Annotated in this window: 13 protein-coding genes and 1 riboswitch; of the genes, 9 read left to right on the top strand and 4 right to left on the bottom strand. The window is 52.0% G+C overall.

Going from position 1 to position 17085, the window contains the following annotated elements:
• The first annotated feature begins 71 nt into the window (after positions 1-71).
• Genes gatC through gatB form a run of 3 tightly spaced genes read left to right on the top strand, consistent with a single transcriptional unit; the run spans position 72 to position 3322 of the window.
• The gene (gene gatC, locus ACIDE9_RS02745) at positions 72-359 is read left to right on the top strand and encodes an Asp-tRNA(Asn)/Glu-tRNA(Gln) amidotransferase subunit GatC (RefSeq protein ID WP_411992505.1); all 288 of its coding nucleotides are present in this window, start codon (positions 72-74) and stop codon (positions 357-359) included.
• A 35-nt stretch (positions 360-394) separates the two neighbouring features.
• Positions 395-1876, top strand: coding sequence for an Asp-tRNA(Asn)/Glu-tRNA(Gln) amidotransferase subunit GatA (gatA, locus tag ACIDE9_RS02740; protein ID WP_411992504.1), 1482 nt, complete (start codon positions 395-397; stop codon positions 1874-1876).
• Positions 1877-3322, top strand: coding sequence for an Asp-tRNA(Asn)/Glu-tRNA(Gln) amidotransferase subunit GatB (gene gatB, locus ACIDE9_RS02735; protein WP_194742469.1), 1446 nt, complete (start codon positions 1877-1879; stop codon positions 3320-3322).
• A 40-nt stretch (positions 3323-3362) separates the two neighbouring features.
• Here the strand turns inward: gatB and ACIDE9_RS02730 are convergent, their stop codons facing one another.
• The 3 genes from ACIDE9_RS02730 to ACIDE9_RS02720 form a co-directional block, all read right to left on the bottom strand.
• Entirely contained in the window at positions 3363-4361 is a 999-nt protein-coding gene (locus ACIDE9_RS02730; RefSeq protein WP_411992501.1) for an HD domain-containing phosphohydrolase, read from the bottom strand.
• The gene (locus tag ACIDE9_RS02725; RefSeq protein ID WP_411992499.1) at positions 4358-8062 is read right to left on the bottom strand and encodes a PAS domain S-box protein; all 3705 of its coding nucleotides are present in this window, start codon (positions 8060-8062) and stop codon (positions 4358-4360) included. Before ACIDE9_RS02725 ends, ACIDE9_RS02730 begins: the two co-directional genes overlap by 4 nt.
• Before the next feature lie 197 nt (positions 8063-8259).
• Positions 8260-8670: a hypothetical protein gene (locus ACIDE9_RS02720; protein WP_194752563.1), complete on the bottom strand. Its 411-nt coding sequence runs from the start codon at positions 8668-8670 to the stop codon at positions 8260-8262.
• Between the two features lie 151 nt (positions 8671-8821).
• A riboswitch (TPP riboswitch) is annotated at positions 8822-8934 on the top strand.
• Positions 8935-8965: 31 nt separating this feature from the next.
• Between ACIDE9_RS02720 and thiC the strand changes: the two genes are divergently transcribed.
• From thiC to ACIDE9_RS02700, 4 genes are all read left to right on the top strand, one after another.
• On the top strand, positions 8966-10846 hold the full coding sequence (gene thiC / locus ACIDE9_RS02715; RefSeq protein ID WP_411992497.1) for a phosphomethylpyrimidine synthase ThiC: 1881 nt from the start codon (positions 8966-8968) through the stop codon (positions 10844-10846).
• Positions 10847-11012: 166 nt separating this feature from the next.
• Positions 11013-11858, top strand: coding sequence for a hypothetical protein (locus ACIDE9_RS02710; protein ID WP_411992496.1), 846 nt, complete (start codon positions 11013-11015; stop codon positions 11856-11858).
• A 98-nt stretch (positions 11859-11956) separates the two neighbouring features.
• Positions 11957-13609 (top strand): hypothetical protein, encoded by a 1653-nt coding sequence (locus tag ACIDE9_RS02705; RefSeq protein WP_411992494.1) that lies wholly within the window; start codon positions 11957-11959, stop codon positions 13607-13609.
• A gap of 119 nt (positions 13610-13728) precedes the next feature.
• On the top strand, positions 13729-14244 hold the full coding sequence (locus ACIDE9_RS02700) for a hypothetical protein (protein WP_411992493.1): 516 nt from the start codon (positions 13729-13731) through the stop codon (positions 14242-14244).
• Positions 14245-14286: 42 nt separating this feature from the next.
• On the opposite strand, the gene ACIDE9_RS02695 is transcribed toward ACIDE9_RS02700, so the two are convergent.
• Positions 14287-14826: a YaeQ family protein gene (locus ACIDE9_RS02695; protein ID WP_411992491.1), complete on the bottom strand. Its 540-nt coding sequence runs from the start codon at positions 14824-14826 to the stop codon at positions 14287-14289.
• Between the two features lie 178 nt (positions 14827-15004).
• Here ACIDE9_RS02695 and ACIDE9_RS02690 point away from each other — a divergent pair, with 178 nt between their 5' ends.
• Entirely contained in the window at positions 15005-15652 is a 648-nt protein-coding gene (locus ACIDE9_RS02690; RefSeq protein WP_411992489.1) for a TetR/AcrR family transcriptional regulator, read from the top strand.
• On the top strand, positions 15639-17084 hold the full coding sequence (locus ACIDE9_RS02685) for an efflux transporter outer membrane subunit (protein WP_411992487.1): 1446 nt from the start codon (positions 15639-15641) through the stop codon (positions 17082-17084). The genes ACIDE9_RS02690 and ACIDE9_RS02685 overlap by 14 nt, the downstream gene beginning before the upstream one ends.
• The last annotated feature ends 1 nt before the right edge of the window (position 17085 follow it).

Here is a 17085-nt window from a genome sequence, read left to right as displayed (position 1 = left end):
AAGGTATAATAGCGCAAAACGCACATGAAATTAAGATGTGCTTTCAAAATCTTACAGACAATTAACCAGACATGGCACTGAATCTAGATGATATCAAGCGTATCGCGCATCTGGCCCGCATTGAGGTCAGCGACAGCGAAGCGCAGGAAACCCTGAACAAACTTTCCGGCATCCTCGGTTTGATCGAGCAAATGCAGGCCGTCGACACCACGGGCATTGCGCCTATGTCACATTCGCAAGACGTGACGCAGCGCCTGCGTGAAGACGTGGTCACCCAAACCAACCAGCGCGAGCTGTTCCAGTCTATTGCCCCGGCAACACAGGATGGCCTCTACCTGGTGCCCAAAGTCATTGAATAACAGCGGCCTTTCTACGCGATTTTACGGTTCTCATTATGATTAACAGTAGTCTCAAGCAGCTGGGCCAGCAGTTGGCCAGCAAACAAGTATCCAGTGTCGAGCTGACGCAAGCCTATTTGCAGCGCATGGCGCAGCTTAACCCGGCCATTAATGCCTACGTCACCATAGACGAAGACAAAACGCTGGCGCAGGCAAAAGCCGCTGATGCACGCATTGCAACGGGTGATTTCGGTCCGCTGACCGGTATCCCGCTGGCACAAAAAGATATTTTCTGTGCCAAAGGCTGGCGCACAACCTGTAGCTCAAAAATGCTGGAGACCTTTATCTCCCCCTATGACGCGCATGTCATCAGCCAGTTTGATGCTGCGGGTGCGGTGAACCTGGGTAAAACCAATATGGACGAGTTCGCCATGGGCTCCTCCAACGAAACCAGCTATTTTGGTGGCGTGAAAAACCCGTGGGATTTTGACCGTGTGCCAGGTGGTAGCTCGGGTGGTTCTGCCGCAGCCGTTGCCGCACGTTTATGTGCCGCTGCGACCGGCACTGATACTGGGGGGTCTATCCGCCAACCCGCGTCGTTGTGTGGATTCACTGGCCTCAAGCCGACTTATGGCCTGGTCTCACGTTACGGCATGATCGCGTTTGCCTCTTCTCTGGACCAGGCTGGCCCGATGGCTAAATCTGCCGAAGACTGTGCCTTAATGCTCAACGTCATGGCCGGTTTTGATGAGCGTGACTCCACCAGCGTCCACCGTGAAAAAGAAGACTACACGCGTGGCCTGGCGGCCATGGCTGGCGAGCAGCCGCTCAAAGGCTTGCGTATCGGCTTGCCTAAAGAATACTTTGCTGAAGGCCTGAGTGCTGATGTGGCCAAAGTGATCGAAACGGCCATTGCCGAATACAAAAAACTGGGCGCTGAGATTGTGGAAGTCAGCTTGCCTAACAATAACCTGTCTATCCCGGTGTATTACGTACTGGCCCCTGCAGAAGCCTCGAGCAACCTGTCACGTTACGACGGTGTGCGTTACGGTCATCGTGCTGCCGAGTACAACGATCTCATGGAAATGTACATGAAGTCGCGCGCCGAAGGCTTTGGTGCGGAGGTTAAACGCCGCATCCTGATCGGTACCTATGTGCTGAGCGCGGGTTATTACGATGCCTACTATCTCAAGGCGCAGCAAATCCGCCGCCTGATTGCGCAGGACTTTGTCGAAGCCTTCAAGCACTGTGATGTCATCATGGGCCCGGCTGCCCCTTCGACAGCCTTTAAAGCCGGGGAGAAGACCAGTGACCCGGTCGCCATGTACCTGGAAGACCTGTACACCATTGCCGTCAACCTGGCCGGTCTGCCAGGCATGAGTATCCCGGCTGGTTTTGCGCAAAGCGGTGAAGGCAAGGCTTTGCCGGTAGGCTTGCAGATCATTGGTAATTATTTTGATGAAGCGCGCATGCTGGAGATCGGCCACGCTTATCAGCAAGTGACAGACTGGCACACACGTATGCCGGAGGGAATTTAAATGCAGTGGGAAGTCGTCATCGGGTTGGAAACCCACACTCAGTTACAAACCAAATCCAAGCAGTTTAGCGGTGCTTCGACCACCTATGGGGCTGAGCCAAATACGCAGGCCTGTGAAGTGAGCATCGCTTTGCCAGGTGTGTTGCCAGTACTCAACAAAGAGGCCGTTGAATGCGCCATCAAGTTTGGCCTGGCGATTGAGGCTGAAATGGCCCCACGTAGCGTGTTTTCGCGCAAGAATTACTTTTATCCTGATTTGCCAAAGGGCTACCAGATTAGCCAGTTTGAGTTGCCGGTCGTTGGTAAAGGCAAAATCACCATCCAGGTGCCTGCGACTAAAAATACCGAAGCCTACGAAAAAGTCATCAATATCACGCGTGCGCATCTGGAAGAAGATGCAGGTAAATCTGTACACGGCGCCGTTGAAGGTATGTCTGGGATTGACTTGAACCGCGCCGGGACGCCGTTGCTGGAAATCGTCACCGAGCCAGATATGCGTAGCGCGGCCGAAGCGGTGGCTTATGCCAAAAAACTGCACGAGCTGGTGCAATGGATAGGGATCTGTGACGGCAATATGCAGGAAGGCTCTTTCCGTTGTGATGTCAACGTGTCAGTACGCCCCAAAGGGTCTGATAAATTAGGCACGCGCCGTGAAATCAAAAACCTCAACTCGTTCAAGTTTATGCAACAGGCGATTGAGTATGAAACCCAGTGGCAAATTGAAACATTGGAAGATGGCGGCACTATCCAGCAGGCCACCGTGCTGTTTAATCCGGATACGGGCGAAACCCGCGCCATGCGCAGCAAGGAAGAAGCCAACGATTATCGCTACTTCCCTGACCCTGACTTGCTGCCATTGGAAGTCACTGAGGCTGACAAAGCACGTGTAAAAGCGCTAATGCCTGAGTTGCCGCAAGCCTTGCAGGCACGTTTGGTGAGTGAATACCAACTGTCGAGCTATGATGCCAGTACATTGACTGCTTCTCGCAGTCAGGCCGATTATTTTGTGGCGACCGTGGCCGCAGGTGCAGAGCCCAAGCAAGCGGCAAACTGGGTGATGGGCGCGTTGTCAGCCAAGCTCAACGCCGAAGAAAAATCCATTGTAGATAGCCCGGTGTCTGCCGCGCAATTGGCAGCATTGCTCAAGCGTATTGCCGATAACACGATTTCTAACAATGCGGCCAAGCAGGTATTTGAGGGCTTGTGGGCCGGTGAGGGTGAAGTTGATGCCATCATTGAAGCCAAAGGCCTCAAGCAGGTGTCTGATACTGGCGCCATTGAAGCGATTATCAATGAAGTGCTGGCAGCTAACCAGGCCATGGTCGATGAATACAAAGCCGGTAAAGAGAAAGCCTTTAATGCGCTGGTGGGTCAATGCATGAAAGCTTCCAAAGGCAAGGCTAATCCGGCACAAGTCAACGAGCTACTTAAAGCCAAATTGGGTTAAACCGGGATGCTGTCCTGATGACAGCATTCCCGCCAGTCACCTAATCTTCCTCAAGCCAGTTGTTGTTAATCGCCAGCAGGTCCGGTAGGCATTGCAGCATGGCGTCCACAATTGCCGGGTCAAAGTGCTTGCCGCGATTGCTTTCGATTTCTGCTACGGCCGCTTCTACTGGCCAAGCCTCTTTGTAAGGGCGTTTGTTCAGCAGGGCATCAAACACGTCAGCGACGGCGACGATGCGCGCCTCAATCGGAATCGCTTCTCCTTTTAAGCCAAAGGGATAGCCGCTGCCATCCCATTTTTCATGGTGGTAGAGCGCCACGGAGTGTGCCAGCTTGATCAATGGTGATGTTGAGTTATCCAGGATTTTAGCGCCCATTTTCGGGTGTTTGCGCATTAATGCCAGCTCTTCATCATTCAATTTACCCGGTTTTAGCAATACATGGTCAGGGATGCCGATTTTGCCGATGTCATGCATAGGTGCAGCATGAATCAGTTGTTCTGAAAAATAGGGATCCATGCCCAGTTGCAAGGCAAGCCTGCCTGACACATGGCTCATGCGCATGACGTGCATGCCGGTTTCATTATCCTTGAACTCGGCAGCGCGGCCTAAACGCTGGATCAGTTCGAGATGGGTGCGTTTCAGTTCGTCGATATGTACCAGCGATAAATGCGTTTTGACGCGCGCACGCACCAGAGCCGGGGAAATCGGTTTATTGATGTAATCCACACCGCCAGCAGCAAAACCTTCAGATTCATCCGCTTCATCCGCCAATGCGGTGACAAAAATCACCGGGATGGTGTTTGTTTCGGGGTCGCTCTTTAACTGTCGGCAAACCTCAAAACCAGTCATACCTGGCATCATCACATCCAGTAAAATCAGGCCGGGTCTTTCTTTTTTGACCAACTCCAATGCGTCCATGCCGTTTTTGGCAAAACTTAAACGGTAATTGTCCTGCAGCACCTGTTTCAATACTTTAAGGTTGAGTGGCTCATCGTCAACAACCAAGATTTTTGCTTGTTGCGCGGTGTTATCCATCATGAGGAGGCCTCCTGGCTCTCGATTTCCAGTAGCTGGTCAATATGCACGGTCGCTTGCTCAAAGTCAAAGTCATTCAATAGTTGTGCAATGGTGTTCAATGCATTGCGCCAGGCAGCCGGGGCATGTTGGACAAGTTTACTGACGAGTGCATCATCCAGCTCGTTCATGACAACCAGCGTACGTAGCGCTTGCAGCCAATCGAGCAATTGTACGGTTGGCAATTGAGTCTCGTCTATGGCTGGAATCACTGCTTGCTGCGATAGCAAAGGCGTGATGGATGCATGTAGCGATTGCACGTCAATTTGCAACTGTGCCACCAGTGCTGAGCAGGTATGCCATTGATCATCGCCGGTTTGTTCCAGGGCGTGGTAACTGTCCTGGATATTCAATAGCGCCAGATTGGCACTCACGCCTTTGTTGGCATGGGCAATTTGTTTCACCGTAGCGTGATCTTGTGCAGCGATCGCCTGTTTGAGTGTGGTGATATGTTTGCGGGATTCTTGTACGTAAACATTTACCTCATGCAGGTAGGTTTGCTGGTCTCCCCATAACTGGATGCCTTTTTTCAGGTCAAAATGGGTCGTTGCAGGTATGGATGGGCTAGTGTCGGTGCTGATTACGACCGCTTCCAGCTGCAACACGCGCTGAATTTCTGCCAGTAATAATGGCAGCTCAATGGGTTTGGACGCAAAGCCATCCATGCCGGCTTCTGCAGCGGCCAGCCGATCTTGCTCAAGCACGCTAGCGGTTAATGCAATAATCGGTGTTCTGGCCCTACCGGATTGCTGCTCTAATGCGCGGATATGCAGGCTGGCGCTGAGGCCATCCATGACAGGCATTTGTACATCCATCAAAATCACGTCGTAGGATTGTGCTTGCCAGGCATCGACTACCTCTTGGCCATTGCTGGCCAGGGTGAGTTGGTGACCTTGTTTTTCGAGCACAATGTTGAGCAACCTGCGGTTTTGTTCAATATCATCTGCGGCCAGGATTTTCAGTGCCGGTAAGCTGAATACCGAAACATTGTTTTGCACTGTATTTTCCGGTGCGTTGCCTTCTGTGAGTGGCAAAATCACTGAGAAGCAACTGCCGTGACCAATTTTGCTGCTGGCGGTAATGCGGCCTCCCATTAACTCTACCAACTGTTTGCTAATCGTGGTGCCCAGGCCTGTGCCGCCAAAGCGTCGGCTCATCGAAGCGTCCGCTTGGGTAAATGGTTCAAAAATCACATCCAGCCGGTCTTCATCAATACCAATGCCGGTATCAATGATGTCAAACTGCACTTCACCTTGCGGTGTCAGGTGCACATTGAGTTCAACATGGCCGGTCTCGGTGAATTTGATGGCATTGCCCAGCAGGTTGGTCAGCACCTGGCGAATGCGGTGTTCGGCGCCGATATAGTAGCCAGCTGTTTCGGGGGCTAAGTTCAGCTTCAGGTCCAGCTGCTTTTTACGTGCCTGCAACCAGAGTGAGGAAATCAGGCTATCGACCATTTCGCGCATGGAGAAATCCAGCATTTCCAGTTCCAACATGCCTTTTTCCAGCTTGGCGCTATCCAGGATGTCATTGAGCAAGTGCAGCAAAGACTTGGCTGACTGGCTGATGGTTGATAAATAGTTGCGCTGTTCCGGTTGCATGGGGGTATCCAACAACAATTCGCTAAAGCCGATAATAGAGTTCATCGGTGTGCGAATCTCATGGCTCATATTGGCAAGAAATGTACTTTTGGCGTTGGCTGCTTGCTCGGCGGTTTCTTTTGCCTGCCGCATTTCTTGTTCCATTTGCTTGCGCTCGCTGATGTCCATCATAAACATCAACACTTTAACGACCTTGCCGTCTACATCACGCACCGGGCTGTAAGAGGCATTGATCCAGATTTGCTTACCTGCTTTGCCGTAACGCAAAAACTCGCCATGCACGAACTCACCCCGGCGCAAGGACGACCATTTCTTCTGGTAGGTATCCGTCTGGGCAAAGCCGGGCGGGCAGAAAATAGAATGATGGCGGCCTTCGATGTCTTCCGCCTGGTAGCCCAGCAGGCCAAGAAAGTTCTGGTTGGCTGTAATGACAAAGCCATCAATGGTAAATTCGGCCACGCTGGTGGAGTAATTGATCGCGTTGACGATGCCTTCAAATTCGGCGTTTTTCTGCTTGGACTCGGTGATGTCCAGCAAGACGCCATCCATGGCATATGGCATGCCGTCTTTATTCAGCAGCGGTGAAGCGAATGCTGATACCCATTTTTCATTACCGTTGCGATCCGTGATCCTGAACTCCACTTCAAAGCTTTCAAGCTTGGCAATGGCTTTTGCTGCAATCGGGCGCACACGTGCGATATCGTCATGATGCATCAAGGGCGAAAAGCGTAATTGCCCGCTGAGAAAGTCCTGGGCAGGCCAGCCTGTCATCTGTAGCACGGCATCGCTGATCAGTTGTATGCTCCAGTCGCCCGCCAGGCTGACGCGGAAAGTCACGCCGGGAATGTTGTTCATCATGGACCGAATCTGCTGGTCTTTTTCGCGCACCGCCTCTTCAATCGCTTTGCGGTGGCTGAGGTCGGTGATGAAGCCCACATATAAGGTTTCATTGGCAAGCTTGACTTCACCAATCGCCAGCCGAATCGGAAAGGTTGAGCCATCTTTGCGCATGGCATCGAGGTCACGACCTTCACCGATGATTTTTGCATCGCCTGTTGCCTGGTAATTTTTCAGGTAATAGAGGTGGTTGGAGCTGTCAGGCTCTGGCATTAATAGCGAAATGTTTTTGCCCTTCATTTCCGCTTTTTTCCAGCCAAACAATTTTTCGACTGCATCATTGCAGGCAATCATTTCACCGGTGGTATTGATGGTGACGATACCATCTACCGCCGTATCCAGAATGGTCGATAAGCGGGTTTCACTGGCCTGGATGGTGGCCAGCATTTGCCGGTAACGTATCAGAGCGTTGATCGCTGTGGCGATAATGCCGATGAGGATAGTGACCAGCGTAATGCCCAGCGCCATGGTGATGGATTGATTGTCATCCGGGTTGAAGCCCGGTTTGGCTTCGCCCAGAAAGCGCGCAGAGGCCATGCCGGTATAGTGCATGGCGGTGATGGCGCTGCCCATAAGCATACCGCCCAGGATGATGCTCACTTTGGGCGGGATTTTGCCTTTCTGGTTTAAAAAGATGCCTGTCCATAGTGACAGTGTGGATAAGGCCACGGCGACCACCACTGAAACCAATACCCATACCAGGTCAAACTTGAGCACGGGCTCCATACGCATGGCGAGCATGCCGATGTAATGCATGGCACCAATGCCTGCGCCGACGGCAAATCCGCCTTTGATCAGCTTGCGGTAATCAATCTGGTTTTCAGACATCAAGCTTAGTGCATAGTGTGACGCCAGGATGCCGGGCATCATGGAGACAAGGGTGGCATCCGGATAGTAAGAAACCGGCGTGCAGATTTGATAGGCCAACATGCCGATAAAGTGCATGGCCCAGATGCCGGCACCTAATGATACTGAGCTGGCAATGATCGAAAACCGGCGTGAAACGACTGACGTCTGCTTCTGTGACAGGCGCGTCAATTGCAGGGCGAGTATAGAGGAGCCAATGGCGACCAGCGCAGACAGGACCACCAGCCAATCATCATAGCTGCCATAGAGCAGTGCTGTCGGAGTGCCTGCCCTGAAAAAGAAAATACCGTACCAATCCATGCTTGATTTGCCTTGTGAGTCCCTGTTTGACTACTTCCCACGTATAGTCTAGCGGGTACAGGTTTGCAGTGAATGGCGGAATACTTGCAGGTTCGGTGCTTAGTTTTTTAAATTACTGCTCGTTTTGATTGATATTGCGATCAGCCTGATTGAAAAACCCTGCCGAAGCAGGGTTTCAGGGTGGGATGTGACAGGCCTTATTGTGCACACAAGGCATGACAAATCAGCTGGTAGCAAATCGTCATAAAGCCAACCGTGGTGATGACAAAGCTGATCGCAGAGAATACTTTCCACTTGGTTTTGCTCCAGAAATCCGGGTCAAACGCCGCAATCACAAATACGGTCGGGTTGGTAAAGCCACCAATCGCCACGCAGACACAGGCAAAATAATGTAATTCAACGCCTGCCGCTTTGGCCGCCCCAAAAAAACCCAGGTTAAACAAGGCCATCAAGGCGTAGTCTACGTGGGCGCGTATCATGGTTTTGTAATCGACCAGAAAATCGCCATCTATGCCTTTGATGGGAAACCAGCGCGCGAATGTCATCAACCATGCTGACAAAATTAAAGCGGTAGTACAGGCCACGGCCCCTATGAGTAAAGCTTCCATTATGATCTCTCCTGAGTTCCTGATTGAAATAAATCCCGTATGTTTTTGTAGTCGGGTGCTGTGATTGTAGACAGGTCTGTCTATTTGTCAATGGCAGGCAGTTGCAAAACTTTGTTTTGCTTGCGTTATCAAGCGTTTTCACGCACAATCCGTCCGTTGCTAGGGGTCTGTACATCCTTGATTTATTCCAGGTTTTGCAGTGAGAGTTACCCTTCGAACCTGATGTGGTTAATACCACCGTAGGGAATGCAAACCTTCACATGCATCCTTACGTCTTTTTCTTTTAAGGATGCCAATGAACGCTATTGATAAAAATATCAAGTTCGTCAACGCTGATGCCAAAGTTGACGAAGCTGCTACCAAACCATTTGCCAAATCGCGCAAAATCTACGTTGAAGGTTCCCGCCCTGATATTCAGGTGCCATTCCGTGAAATTTCATTGAGTGATACACCGTCCAGTTTTGGCGGCGACACCAATCCACCCGTCGTGGTCTACGACACTTCAGGCCCTTACACTGACCCGACGGTCGAGATTGATATCCGTAATGGTTTGCCAGCACTGCGTGCGTCATGGATCATGGAGCGTGGCGATGTGGAGCAACTGGATGGCCCGACCTCAGAGTTCGGTCACCAACGCCTGGTCGACCCGCAACTGGCTGAAATGCGTTTTAACCTGCATCGCAAACCGTTGCGGGCAAAGGCTGGCCAGAATGTCAGCCAGATGCACTACGCACGCAAAGGCATCATCACGCCTGAGATGGAGTTTATCGCTATCCGCGAAAACCAGCGCCGTGAAAACATGAGCGAATTGCTGCAAACACAGCATCCTGGCCAGAATTATGGCGCCAGCATTCCAGCCGTGATTACGCCAGAATTCGTACGTGACGAAGTGGCACGTGGCCGCGCCATTATCCCGGCCAACATCAATCACCCTGAAATCGAGCCGATGATTATTGGCCGTAATTTCCTGGTCAAGATTAACGCCAACATCGGTAACTCTGCGCTGGGCTCTTCCATTAGCGAAGAAGTTGAGAAAATGGTGTGGGGCACGCGTTGGGGCGGCGATACTGTGATGGATTTATCCACCGGCAAAAACATCCACGAAACACGTGAGTGGATTATCCGTAACTCACCTGTGCCTATCGGTACCGTGCCTATTTACCAGGCGCTGGAAAAAGTAAACGGCAAGGCTGAGGACCTTACCTGGGAAATTTTCCGCGATACATTGATTGAGCAAGCAGAGCAAGGTGTGGACTACTTCACCATCCACGCCGGTGTGCGTTTAGCGTATATCCCGATGACCGCAAAACGTATGACTGGTATCGTGTCGCGCGGCGGCTCCATCATGGCGAAATGGTGTCTGGCACATCACAAAGAGTCCTTCCTCTACACGCATTTCGAAGAAATCTGCGAAATCATGAAGCAGTATGACGTGTCCTTCTCGCTGGGTGATGGCTTGCGTCCTGGTTCTATCTACGATGCTAACGACGAAGCACAGTTTGCTGAACTGAAAACACTGGGTGAACTGACCCAAATCGCCTGGAAGCACGACGTACAGTGCATGATCGAAGGCCCAGGTCACGTGCCTATGCACCTCATTAAAGAGAACATGGACCTGCAACTGGAGCACTGTGGTGAAGCCCCGTTCTACACCCTGGGCCCATTGACTACGGACATTGCACCTGGCTATGACCATATCACTTCCGGCATCGGCGCCGCCATGATCGGCTGGTACGGCTGTGCCATGCTGTGTTACGTTACCCCGAAAGAACACTTAGGCTTGCCTGATAAAGAAGACGTACGTGTAGGCATCATCACTTACAAGATCGCAGCGCATGCCGCTGACTTGGCCAAAGGTCACCCTGGTGCGCAGATCCGTGATAATGCCTTGTCTAAAGCCCGTTTCGAATTCCGCTGGGAAGACCAGTTCAACCTCGGCCTGGACCCGGAAAAAGCCAAGGAATTCCACGACGAAACCTTGCCACAAGAGGGCGCTAAACAAGCGCATTTCTGCTCCATGTGCGGCCCGCATTTCTGCTCGATGAAGATCACACAAGACGTACGTGATTATGCGGATAAGCTGGGGGTTGATGAACAAGCCGCCCTGCAAAAAGGCATGCAGGAAAAAGCGATTGAATTCGTGAAAAAAGGGAGTGAAGTTTATCAGAAGGTGTAAGCAATCTGATGAACGCTTAAAAGCCAGCAGCGATGCTGGCTTTTTTATTATGTGTGGCGTGCAACAGACAGCCTGCTGCTCGACGCTGCTTGCAAACACTGCCAGAAGTAGCCGCCGTCGTCACAACAGTGTTAAGGTATGTCTGTCTGTGTAAAAGGGGTGCGCCATGGCATTGTTGGACGATGTATTAAAGGAGCTGCCTGCCTATTTGGGCAAGTTCACCCACCTGCTGTCGCAACCGGCGCAGTTGGTGCATGATCATCTGCAGGCTGAAGATAGTCGTGCCAAACTGGAGCAGTCCATCGCATTTTTATTACTGTCTTTCACCATTGCGCTGGTGCTGGCCGTGGTGTTTCCTGAAATGACTAACCCGGTGCAACTGGCGAGTGATGATGCAGGCATGGCTGCCCATGCATTTGCCGCCATACGGTTGTTGTTTGAGTTGTTGGGCTTGTCGGCACTGGCTTACCTGGCGGCCAAAGTGGCAGGCGTCAAAAGCGGATTTCAGCGCTTTTTTGGCCTGATATGCACGGCTTGTGGCGTCATGCTGGTGATACAGGTGTTTGCCGCTTCGCTCACCAATATCAGCCTGGCTGACCCGGTCACAGCAAAAGCATGGAGACAGTTGGAAAAAGGCATGGCGACGCTCAAACCGCTGATTGAGCAAAACGTGCTTTGCGCAACTGATGCCAGCAGTGGTGAAGTGCGGCCAAACGCAGCCTTGGGCGCACAGTTGCAAACACAATTGACAGCCTTGCAGGCGATTTACATGCAGGCAACCGACAGGCCATTATTTAAGTTGGCCGCAGGCCTGCAGTTACTGGCAGGGCTGATTCTGCTGATCTGGTCAGCCCGGTTATGGGCGATGTATCTCAAAGGCCATGCACTCAGTACTGGCAAGCTGATATTGGCGACGGTATTGCTGGTTGTATTCACCGGTGCGGGCACGCTGGTGTACGAACTGGTGAATGCGGGGCGTACCATGATGGACTTGTATCGACATTGCGGCTAAATTATTTGGCGGGTATTTTCGGCGCTTATTCTCTGATTCTGTCATAGCAACCCGCGTTATAGTCCACCATCTACTCAAGCGGCTAAAGGGCATCCATCATGGCGGACAACCTGCAAAGCAGTATCGTACGAGATTTTCGGCAAACACTGTTGTGGCCGATACAGTTGATGACCGATCACAGTGCGGGCGCCGTGCATCGTCCCTGGCAGCTACTCAAAGCCGCGCCTGATTCGCCCTGGGTCGAGATACAAGACGAGTTTTTGCAGGATTCCCCGCATCTGAGTGAAACCAGGTATCAGGAGTTCGTCACCTTTTTACCGTTTGCCCAGCGTTTTTTATATGGCGAAGGCAAGCATGGCCGCGAGTCTGGCGGCTATGGTGAATCGCCCATTCATATTTTTACCCGCAGTGATATTAGCCAGGTGCGCATCACGCTGCATGGCGAGGCGGAGCCGCTCATCTTGCGCGTCTCCCATGTCGAGTTGTACTTCTTTTTTGATATTGATGTGGCCATGCTGGCGTTTGAAGTGACGGGCAAAGACCTGCCACTCAAGTCGGCCATGGAGGTAATGTACCGCCTGGGCCGCACCTATCCTAATTACTGGGATGATACTGGCGAGGGTGGGCACTGCGCACAATTGATTGAGTGGCTGGATCAGCAAGGACAAGTAATTGCGCGCTCGGATTATGAAGACAAGGCGCGCTACCTGGCTTATGTGAAAGAAAACCATGTGCCTTGCGTGTCGTTGCACTGGTTGGCGTTGTTGCATCCGCTGGTGCCGCATTACTCCGGCCAGCAGGGCGAGTTACGCTACCGTGAAATTGAATACCAGCGCATGCCGCTGATGGCTTATTTGTCGTTTGATGATGTGAGCCAGCTGAGTCGTGGCGACCTGATCCGGCTAGGCCTGGTCTGCCAGCCCTGGCATTCGGAAACCCTGCCGTTTACCGAACACTTCTTGCAGGAGTTTGAAAAAAATAACTGCTATGACCGCTATTGGGACGAAGCCCGTCAAGACCCCTGGAGCACCACCCGCATCATGTGTACCGGGCAGAATTTTGTCGTCGTTGGCAGCCACCAGCATCGCGTGTTTACCAATGAGCGCACAGGCATCAAGCGTCATTACCAGAACCAGTATTTCCTGTTGTTTTTAATTGCACATTTCCAGAAAGCGGCTTTGCTGATGCTGTCAGACCGCATGGTGCAAGCCATCAGTCGCCTGGATATCCAAAGCGAAGACTCGGTTAAAAATTTCCGTAACCGTATCCGCAATGCTACCGCCGTGTTTTTACGCTTTACCCATCGCTACTGGTTTGAAAATGTGTCTGACCAGGCCGTGGCCAAAGACCTGTTTTCACTGATGCTGAAACAACTGGATTCCGTCAGCCTGTTTGAAAAAACCCGTCGCCGTATTATGGACATGGCCGAGTATTTGGAAGGCGAAGAAATCAAGCGCCAAGCGGATACGGTTGTCCGCCTCACAGTGGTGACCATTTTAGGCCTGATCGGCACCATGACAACAGGCTTGCTGGGTATGAACCTGATTGACCTCACGCAAGCCAGCACGCTGGAGAAACTGGCGTATTTCTCAGTCGTGTTTATCCCGGTCAGCTTGCTCACGTTTTACACGGTCATTAAATCCAGGCGGCTGTCATTGTTTCTGGATGCACTTTCCAACGAAGGCGCTGGTTTGCGCTATAAACTGGCCAAGTTGCGCAGTGTCTGGGTCGGTAAGCTGGATGACAGATAAATCTTGCGTTATTGGTGGCAAGGCCGCCCAGCACTACAGTTGTTAAAAAGTGAATCTTTGCGCTTAAAAACTATCAAAGTAAAACAAGCGAAAACTGGCAATATTGATAGGAGAACGACATGAGACGCAGGCTCTATTTTGTTTTACCCAATATTAGAAGTGCGCAAGCCATGATGAATGAGTTGCTGCTGGAACGCATTGATGAAGATCACATTCACTTTCATGCAAAAAATGAGCAGGCACTGGGTAACTTGCCAAAAGCCAACGCGGTAGAAAAGTCTGATGTGATTTACAGCGCACTGGCGGGCTTTGTGTTTGGGGCCGTGTTCGGCTTGTTCGGCGGCATGCTGGCTTATTTGGTGCCCTGGTGGTTTGGTGAGGTCACGCTCATGGTGATCCCGTATTGCATGGTGTTGGGTGCGCTTTCATGTGCAGCATGGGCAGCGACGGTGGCGACAGCCGCGCCCAGTTACCGGATCAAATCATATTCTGCCCAAATTGAGCAGGGCAATATCTTGATGATTGTGTCTGTGCCCTTGCGCAGGTTGAGTGAGGTGCGTCAACGGCTGATGCGACATCACCCGGAGGCTATGTATAGTGGTGTCTGGCCAGCAGAACACCGGCTCTTTCCTTAAACTGACCTCATATGAAAAAAGCCAGCAATGCTGGCTTTTTGTTTAGCTGGCTTCTTTTAACCATACCGGGCTGATTTCAAAACTACCGCCCTCATAACTGACCAGGATTTGCCTATCCTGAATGGTGAAACTGATGCTGAGCCCGCGTGCAGCGGCGGCAGCTAATTGCTCAGTCTCGGGCAGGTTAATCACCGTGACATTATCGAGCTTGAGTACCCCTTTATGGTTCTGCTCCCACCACATGTCCGCCGTCCTGCCGCCATAAAGCACTTGTACTACCTGCGCCGAGCGGCCACAGGCTTTGCGGATGTCGCGTTCATCTGGCAGGCCTACACAAATCCAGCGCTCAATCGCACCGGTCAGGTCTTTTTGCCAAAGGTCGGGTTCGTCGTCCTCACTCAAGCCCTTGCCAAACAGCAGCGACTCATCGGCATATAGCGCAAAGGCCAGCAGGCGCACCATCAGGCGCTCATCTGTCTCTGACGGGTGTTTGGCCAGTGTAAGGTGGTGTTGCTGGTAATAATGTCGATCCATGTCGGCAATATTGACGTCTATCTTATAAATGGTGGATTTAAGGGCCATGCCTGTGCAGTGCAGTTTGAATTAAAAGTGCTGCGAGTATAGCAAACCTGTGCGCGAACATGGCGCGTAGCGTGCATGTATCTGCCGGGTTACAACAAATCGCTTGCTAGTTTGACAAAGTGGCAGGTAAAATAAAAATGAAACGTTTTATTTTTATTTTATGCTGGAACCTATACAAGTGAAAACCAAAGTCGGCCGCCCCAAGTCAGGGACTGAGCAAGAGCGCCATGTATTGTTGCTGGAGCAGGCGCTGGAGCTGTTTATGACTGAGGGCGTGGCGCAAACCAGTGTGGCGCATATTGCCTCTGTGTGCGGCGTGTCTACGCGGACCATTTATGAGCGCTTTAGCAATAAATATGAGTTGCTGATTGCAGCCATGCGGCACATGGTGGAGCAGGATGTGTCTGCCATGTTTAAGGTAGAAGATTTGCACAACAAGTCATTGCAGCAGGTGCTGACCGATATTGGCCGCTTCGCGCTCAATCGCGTGATGGAGCCACGCATGCTGTCTTTTTTCCGTATTGGCATTGCCGAGGCGGCACATATCCCCGAGCTGTCACGTGCAATGAAAACCGTCGGCCCGCAGCGTATCCACCAGATGCTGGCCGATATTTTCCGCTTTTATGCGGCGCAGGGAGTGTTGCCAACACAAGACTTTATGCGGGCGGCTGAGTCGTATTGTGAGTTGCTGATTGCGACCCCACGGACCAAGGCACTGTTTGGGGTGCTTGAGCCGGACTGGGATGCCGAGGCGCATGTGGCATTTGTGGTGAGTTTGTTTTTACGAGGATTAGAAGGAATGGAGCCAGTTCATGCAGCGTCATAAACACTGGGCCTGGCTATTACTGTGTTTGCCACTGGCAAGCTGTTCAGTGATTGATGAATATATTCGTCCCAAACCTGTGATTGCCGAGCAATGGCAGGCGCCTTTGCCACATAGCGGTAGTGTGGTCGCATTAAAAGACTGGTGGGCACAATTCAAGGATCCGGTGCTCGACCAGCTGTTGGCTGAGTCGCAAAAAGAAAGCCCTTCGCTGGAAATCGCATTGGCTAATATCCGTGTGGCGCGTGCCAATGTATTGTCGGCGCGTGCGCAAGGCATTCCTGATTTAACCAGCACCGGCAGTGTCACCAAGAGCAAAGGCGGCGGTGGTAATGCGGCTTTTCCATCCAGCACCATAGAAATTGACTCTGTGTCCCTGGATGCCAGCTGGGAAGTCGACCTGTTTGGCAAGGTGAAAGCGGCCAAGCAGGCGGCCAAAGCCCAGCTTGAGTCGAAAAAGATTGCCTGGCATGACGCGCGCCTGACGCTGGCGGCAGAAGTGGCCAATAACTATGTGAATTATCGTGCCTGCCAGGCCTCGGTGCAGGCATTGCAGCAGGCTTACGATTCGCGTGCCGAGACGGCCCGTTTGACAGGCATTTCAGCCAAGGCTGGTTTCTCTGCCCCATCTGACCTGGCGCTGGCAGAGGCAGCAACGCGTGCCAGTGAGTCGACGCTGGATGGCCAGCAGGCGGAATGTGATGGTTTAATCAAGGCATTGGTTGAGCTGACTAATCTGCCCGAACCTGCGTTACGCGATGATTTGGCCAAAGGCAAAGGCATGCCGGAACCAGCGATGTTTGATGTCAGTGCGCTGCCTGCAAACTTGCTGACCCGTCGCCCGGACCTGGCGGTAGATGAACGCAACTTGGCCGAAGCCAGTGCCAATATTGGTGTCTCTAAAGCACAAATGTACCCTAGCTTGACGTTAACCGGTTCGATTGGCTACCGCCGTACCAATTTTAACGGCATGGTGACGCGTACAGATTCCTGGTCTTATGGCCCATCGCTCAAGTTGCCTATTTTTGATGGTGGCACCTTACGTGCAGATCTCGCCGAGGCGCGGGCTAACTTTGACAGCTTGCTCGCGACTTACAAACAAGACGTGCGAACTGCCGTCAAAGAAGTCGAGCAGGCACTGGTTAACCTGGACAGCGCCACGCGCCGTGCACAATCTGAGCAGGCCAGTGCGCAGCAATACCAGCAATATTTTAAAGCGGCTGAAATTAACTGGAAATCCGGCGGTCTGGATCTGCTGTCGCTGGAAGATGCGCGTCGTCAGAAAATCAACGCTGAACTCAATGTGATTACGCAGCAAAAGAACCGAGTATTACAGTGGATCGCCTTGTATAAGGCATTTGGCGGCGACTGGCTAGAAACGCAGCGTGGCTCACAGCAGACTGGTAAACCTCTGAAGCCCATGGAAAAAAGGTAAG

The organism is Methylophilus sp. 'Pure River' (genome assembly GCF_046765995.1).
Classification (GTDB): domain Bacteria; phylum Pseudomonadota; class Gammaproteobacteria; order Burkholderiales; family Methylophilaceae; genus Methylophilus.
This window is presented reverse-complemented; position numbering and strand designations above follow the sequence as displayed.

Bases quoted from the DNA above. Each gene is read 5' to 3' on its own strand.
- gatC (WP_411992505.1), top strand. From the start codon at position 72: ATGGCACTGAATCTAGATGATATCAAGCGTATCGCGCATCTGGCCCGC.
- gatA (WP_411992504.1), top strand. From the start codon at position 395: ATGATTAACAGTAGTCTCAAGCAGCTGGGCCAGCAGTTGGCCAGCAAA.
- gatB (WP_194742469.1), top strand. From the start codon at position 1,877: ATGCAGTGGGAAGTCGTCATCGGGTTGGAAACCCACACTCAGTTACAA.
- ACIDE9_RS02730 (WP_411992501.1), bottom strand. From the start codon at position 4,361: ATGATGGATAACACCGCGCAACAAGCAAAAATCTTGGTTGTTGACGAT.
- ACIDE9_RS02725 (WP_411992499.1), bottom strand. From the start codon at position 8,062: ATGGATTGGTACGGTATTTTCTTTTTCAGGGCAGGCACTCCGACAGCA.
- ACIDE9_RS02720 (WP_194752563.1), bottom strand. From the start codon at position 8,670: ATGGAAGCTTTACTCATAGGGGCCGTGGCCTGTACTACCGCTTTAATT.
- thiC (WP_411992497.1), top strand. From the start codon at position 8,966: ATGAACGCTATTGATAAAAATATCAAGTTCGTCAACGCTGATGCCAAA.
- ACIDE9_RS02710 (WP_411992496.1), top strand. From the start codon at position 11,013: ATGGCATTGTTGGACGATGTATTAAAGGAGCTGCCTGCCTATTTGGGC.
- ACIDE9_RS02705 (WP_411992494.1), top strand. From the start codon at position 11,957: ATGGCGGACAACCTGCAAAGCAGTATCGTACGAGATTTTCGGCAAACA.
- ACIDE9_RS02700 (WP_411992493.1), top strand. From the start codon at position 13,729: ATGAGACGCAGGCTCTATTTTGTTTTACCCAATATTAGAAGTGCGCAA.
- ACIDE9_RS02695 (WP_411992491.1), bottom strand. From the start codon at position 14,826: ATGGCCCTTAAATCCACCATTTATAAGATAGACGTCAATATTGCCGAC.
- ACIDE9_RS02685 (WP_411992487.1), top strand. From the start codon at position 15,639: ATGCAGCGTCATAAACACTGGGCCTGGCTATTACTGTGTTTGCCACTG.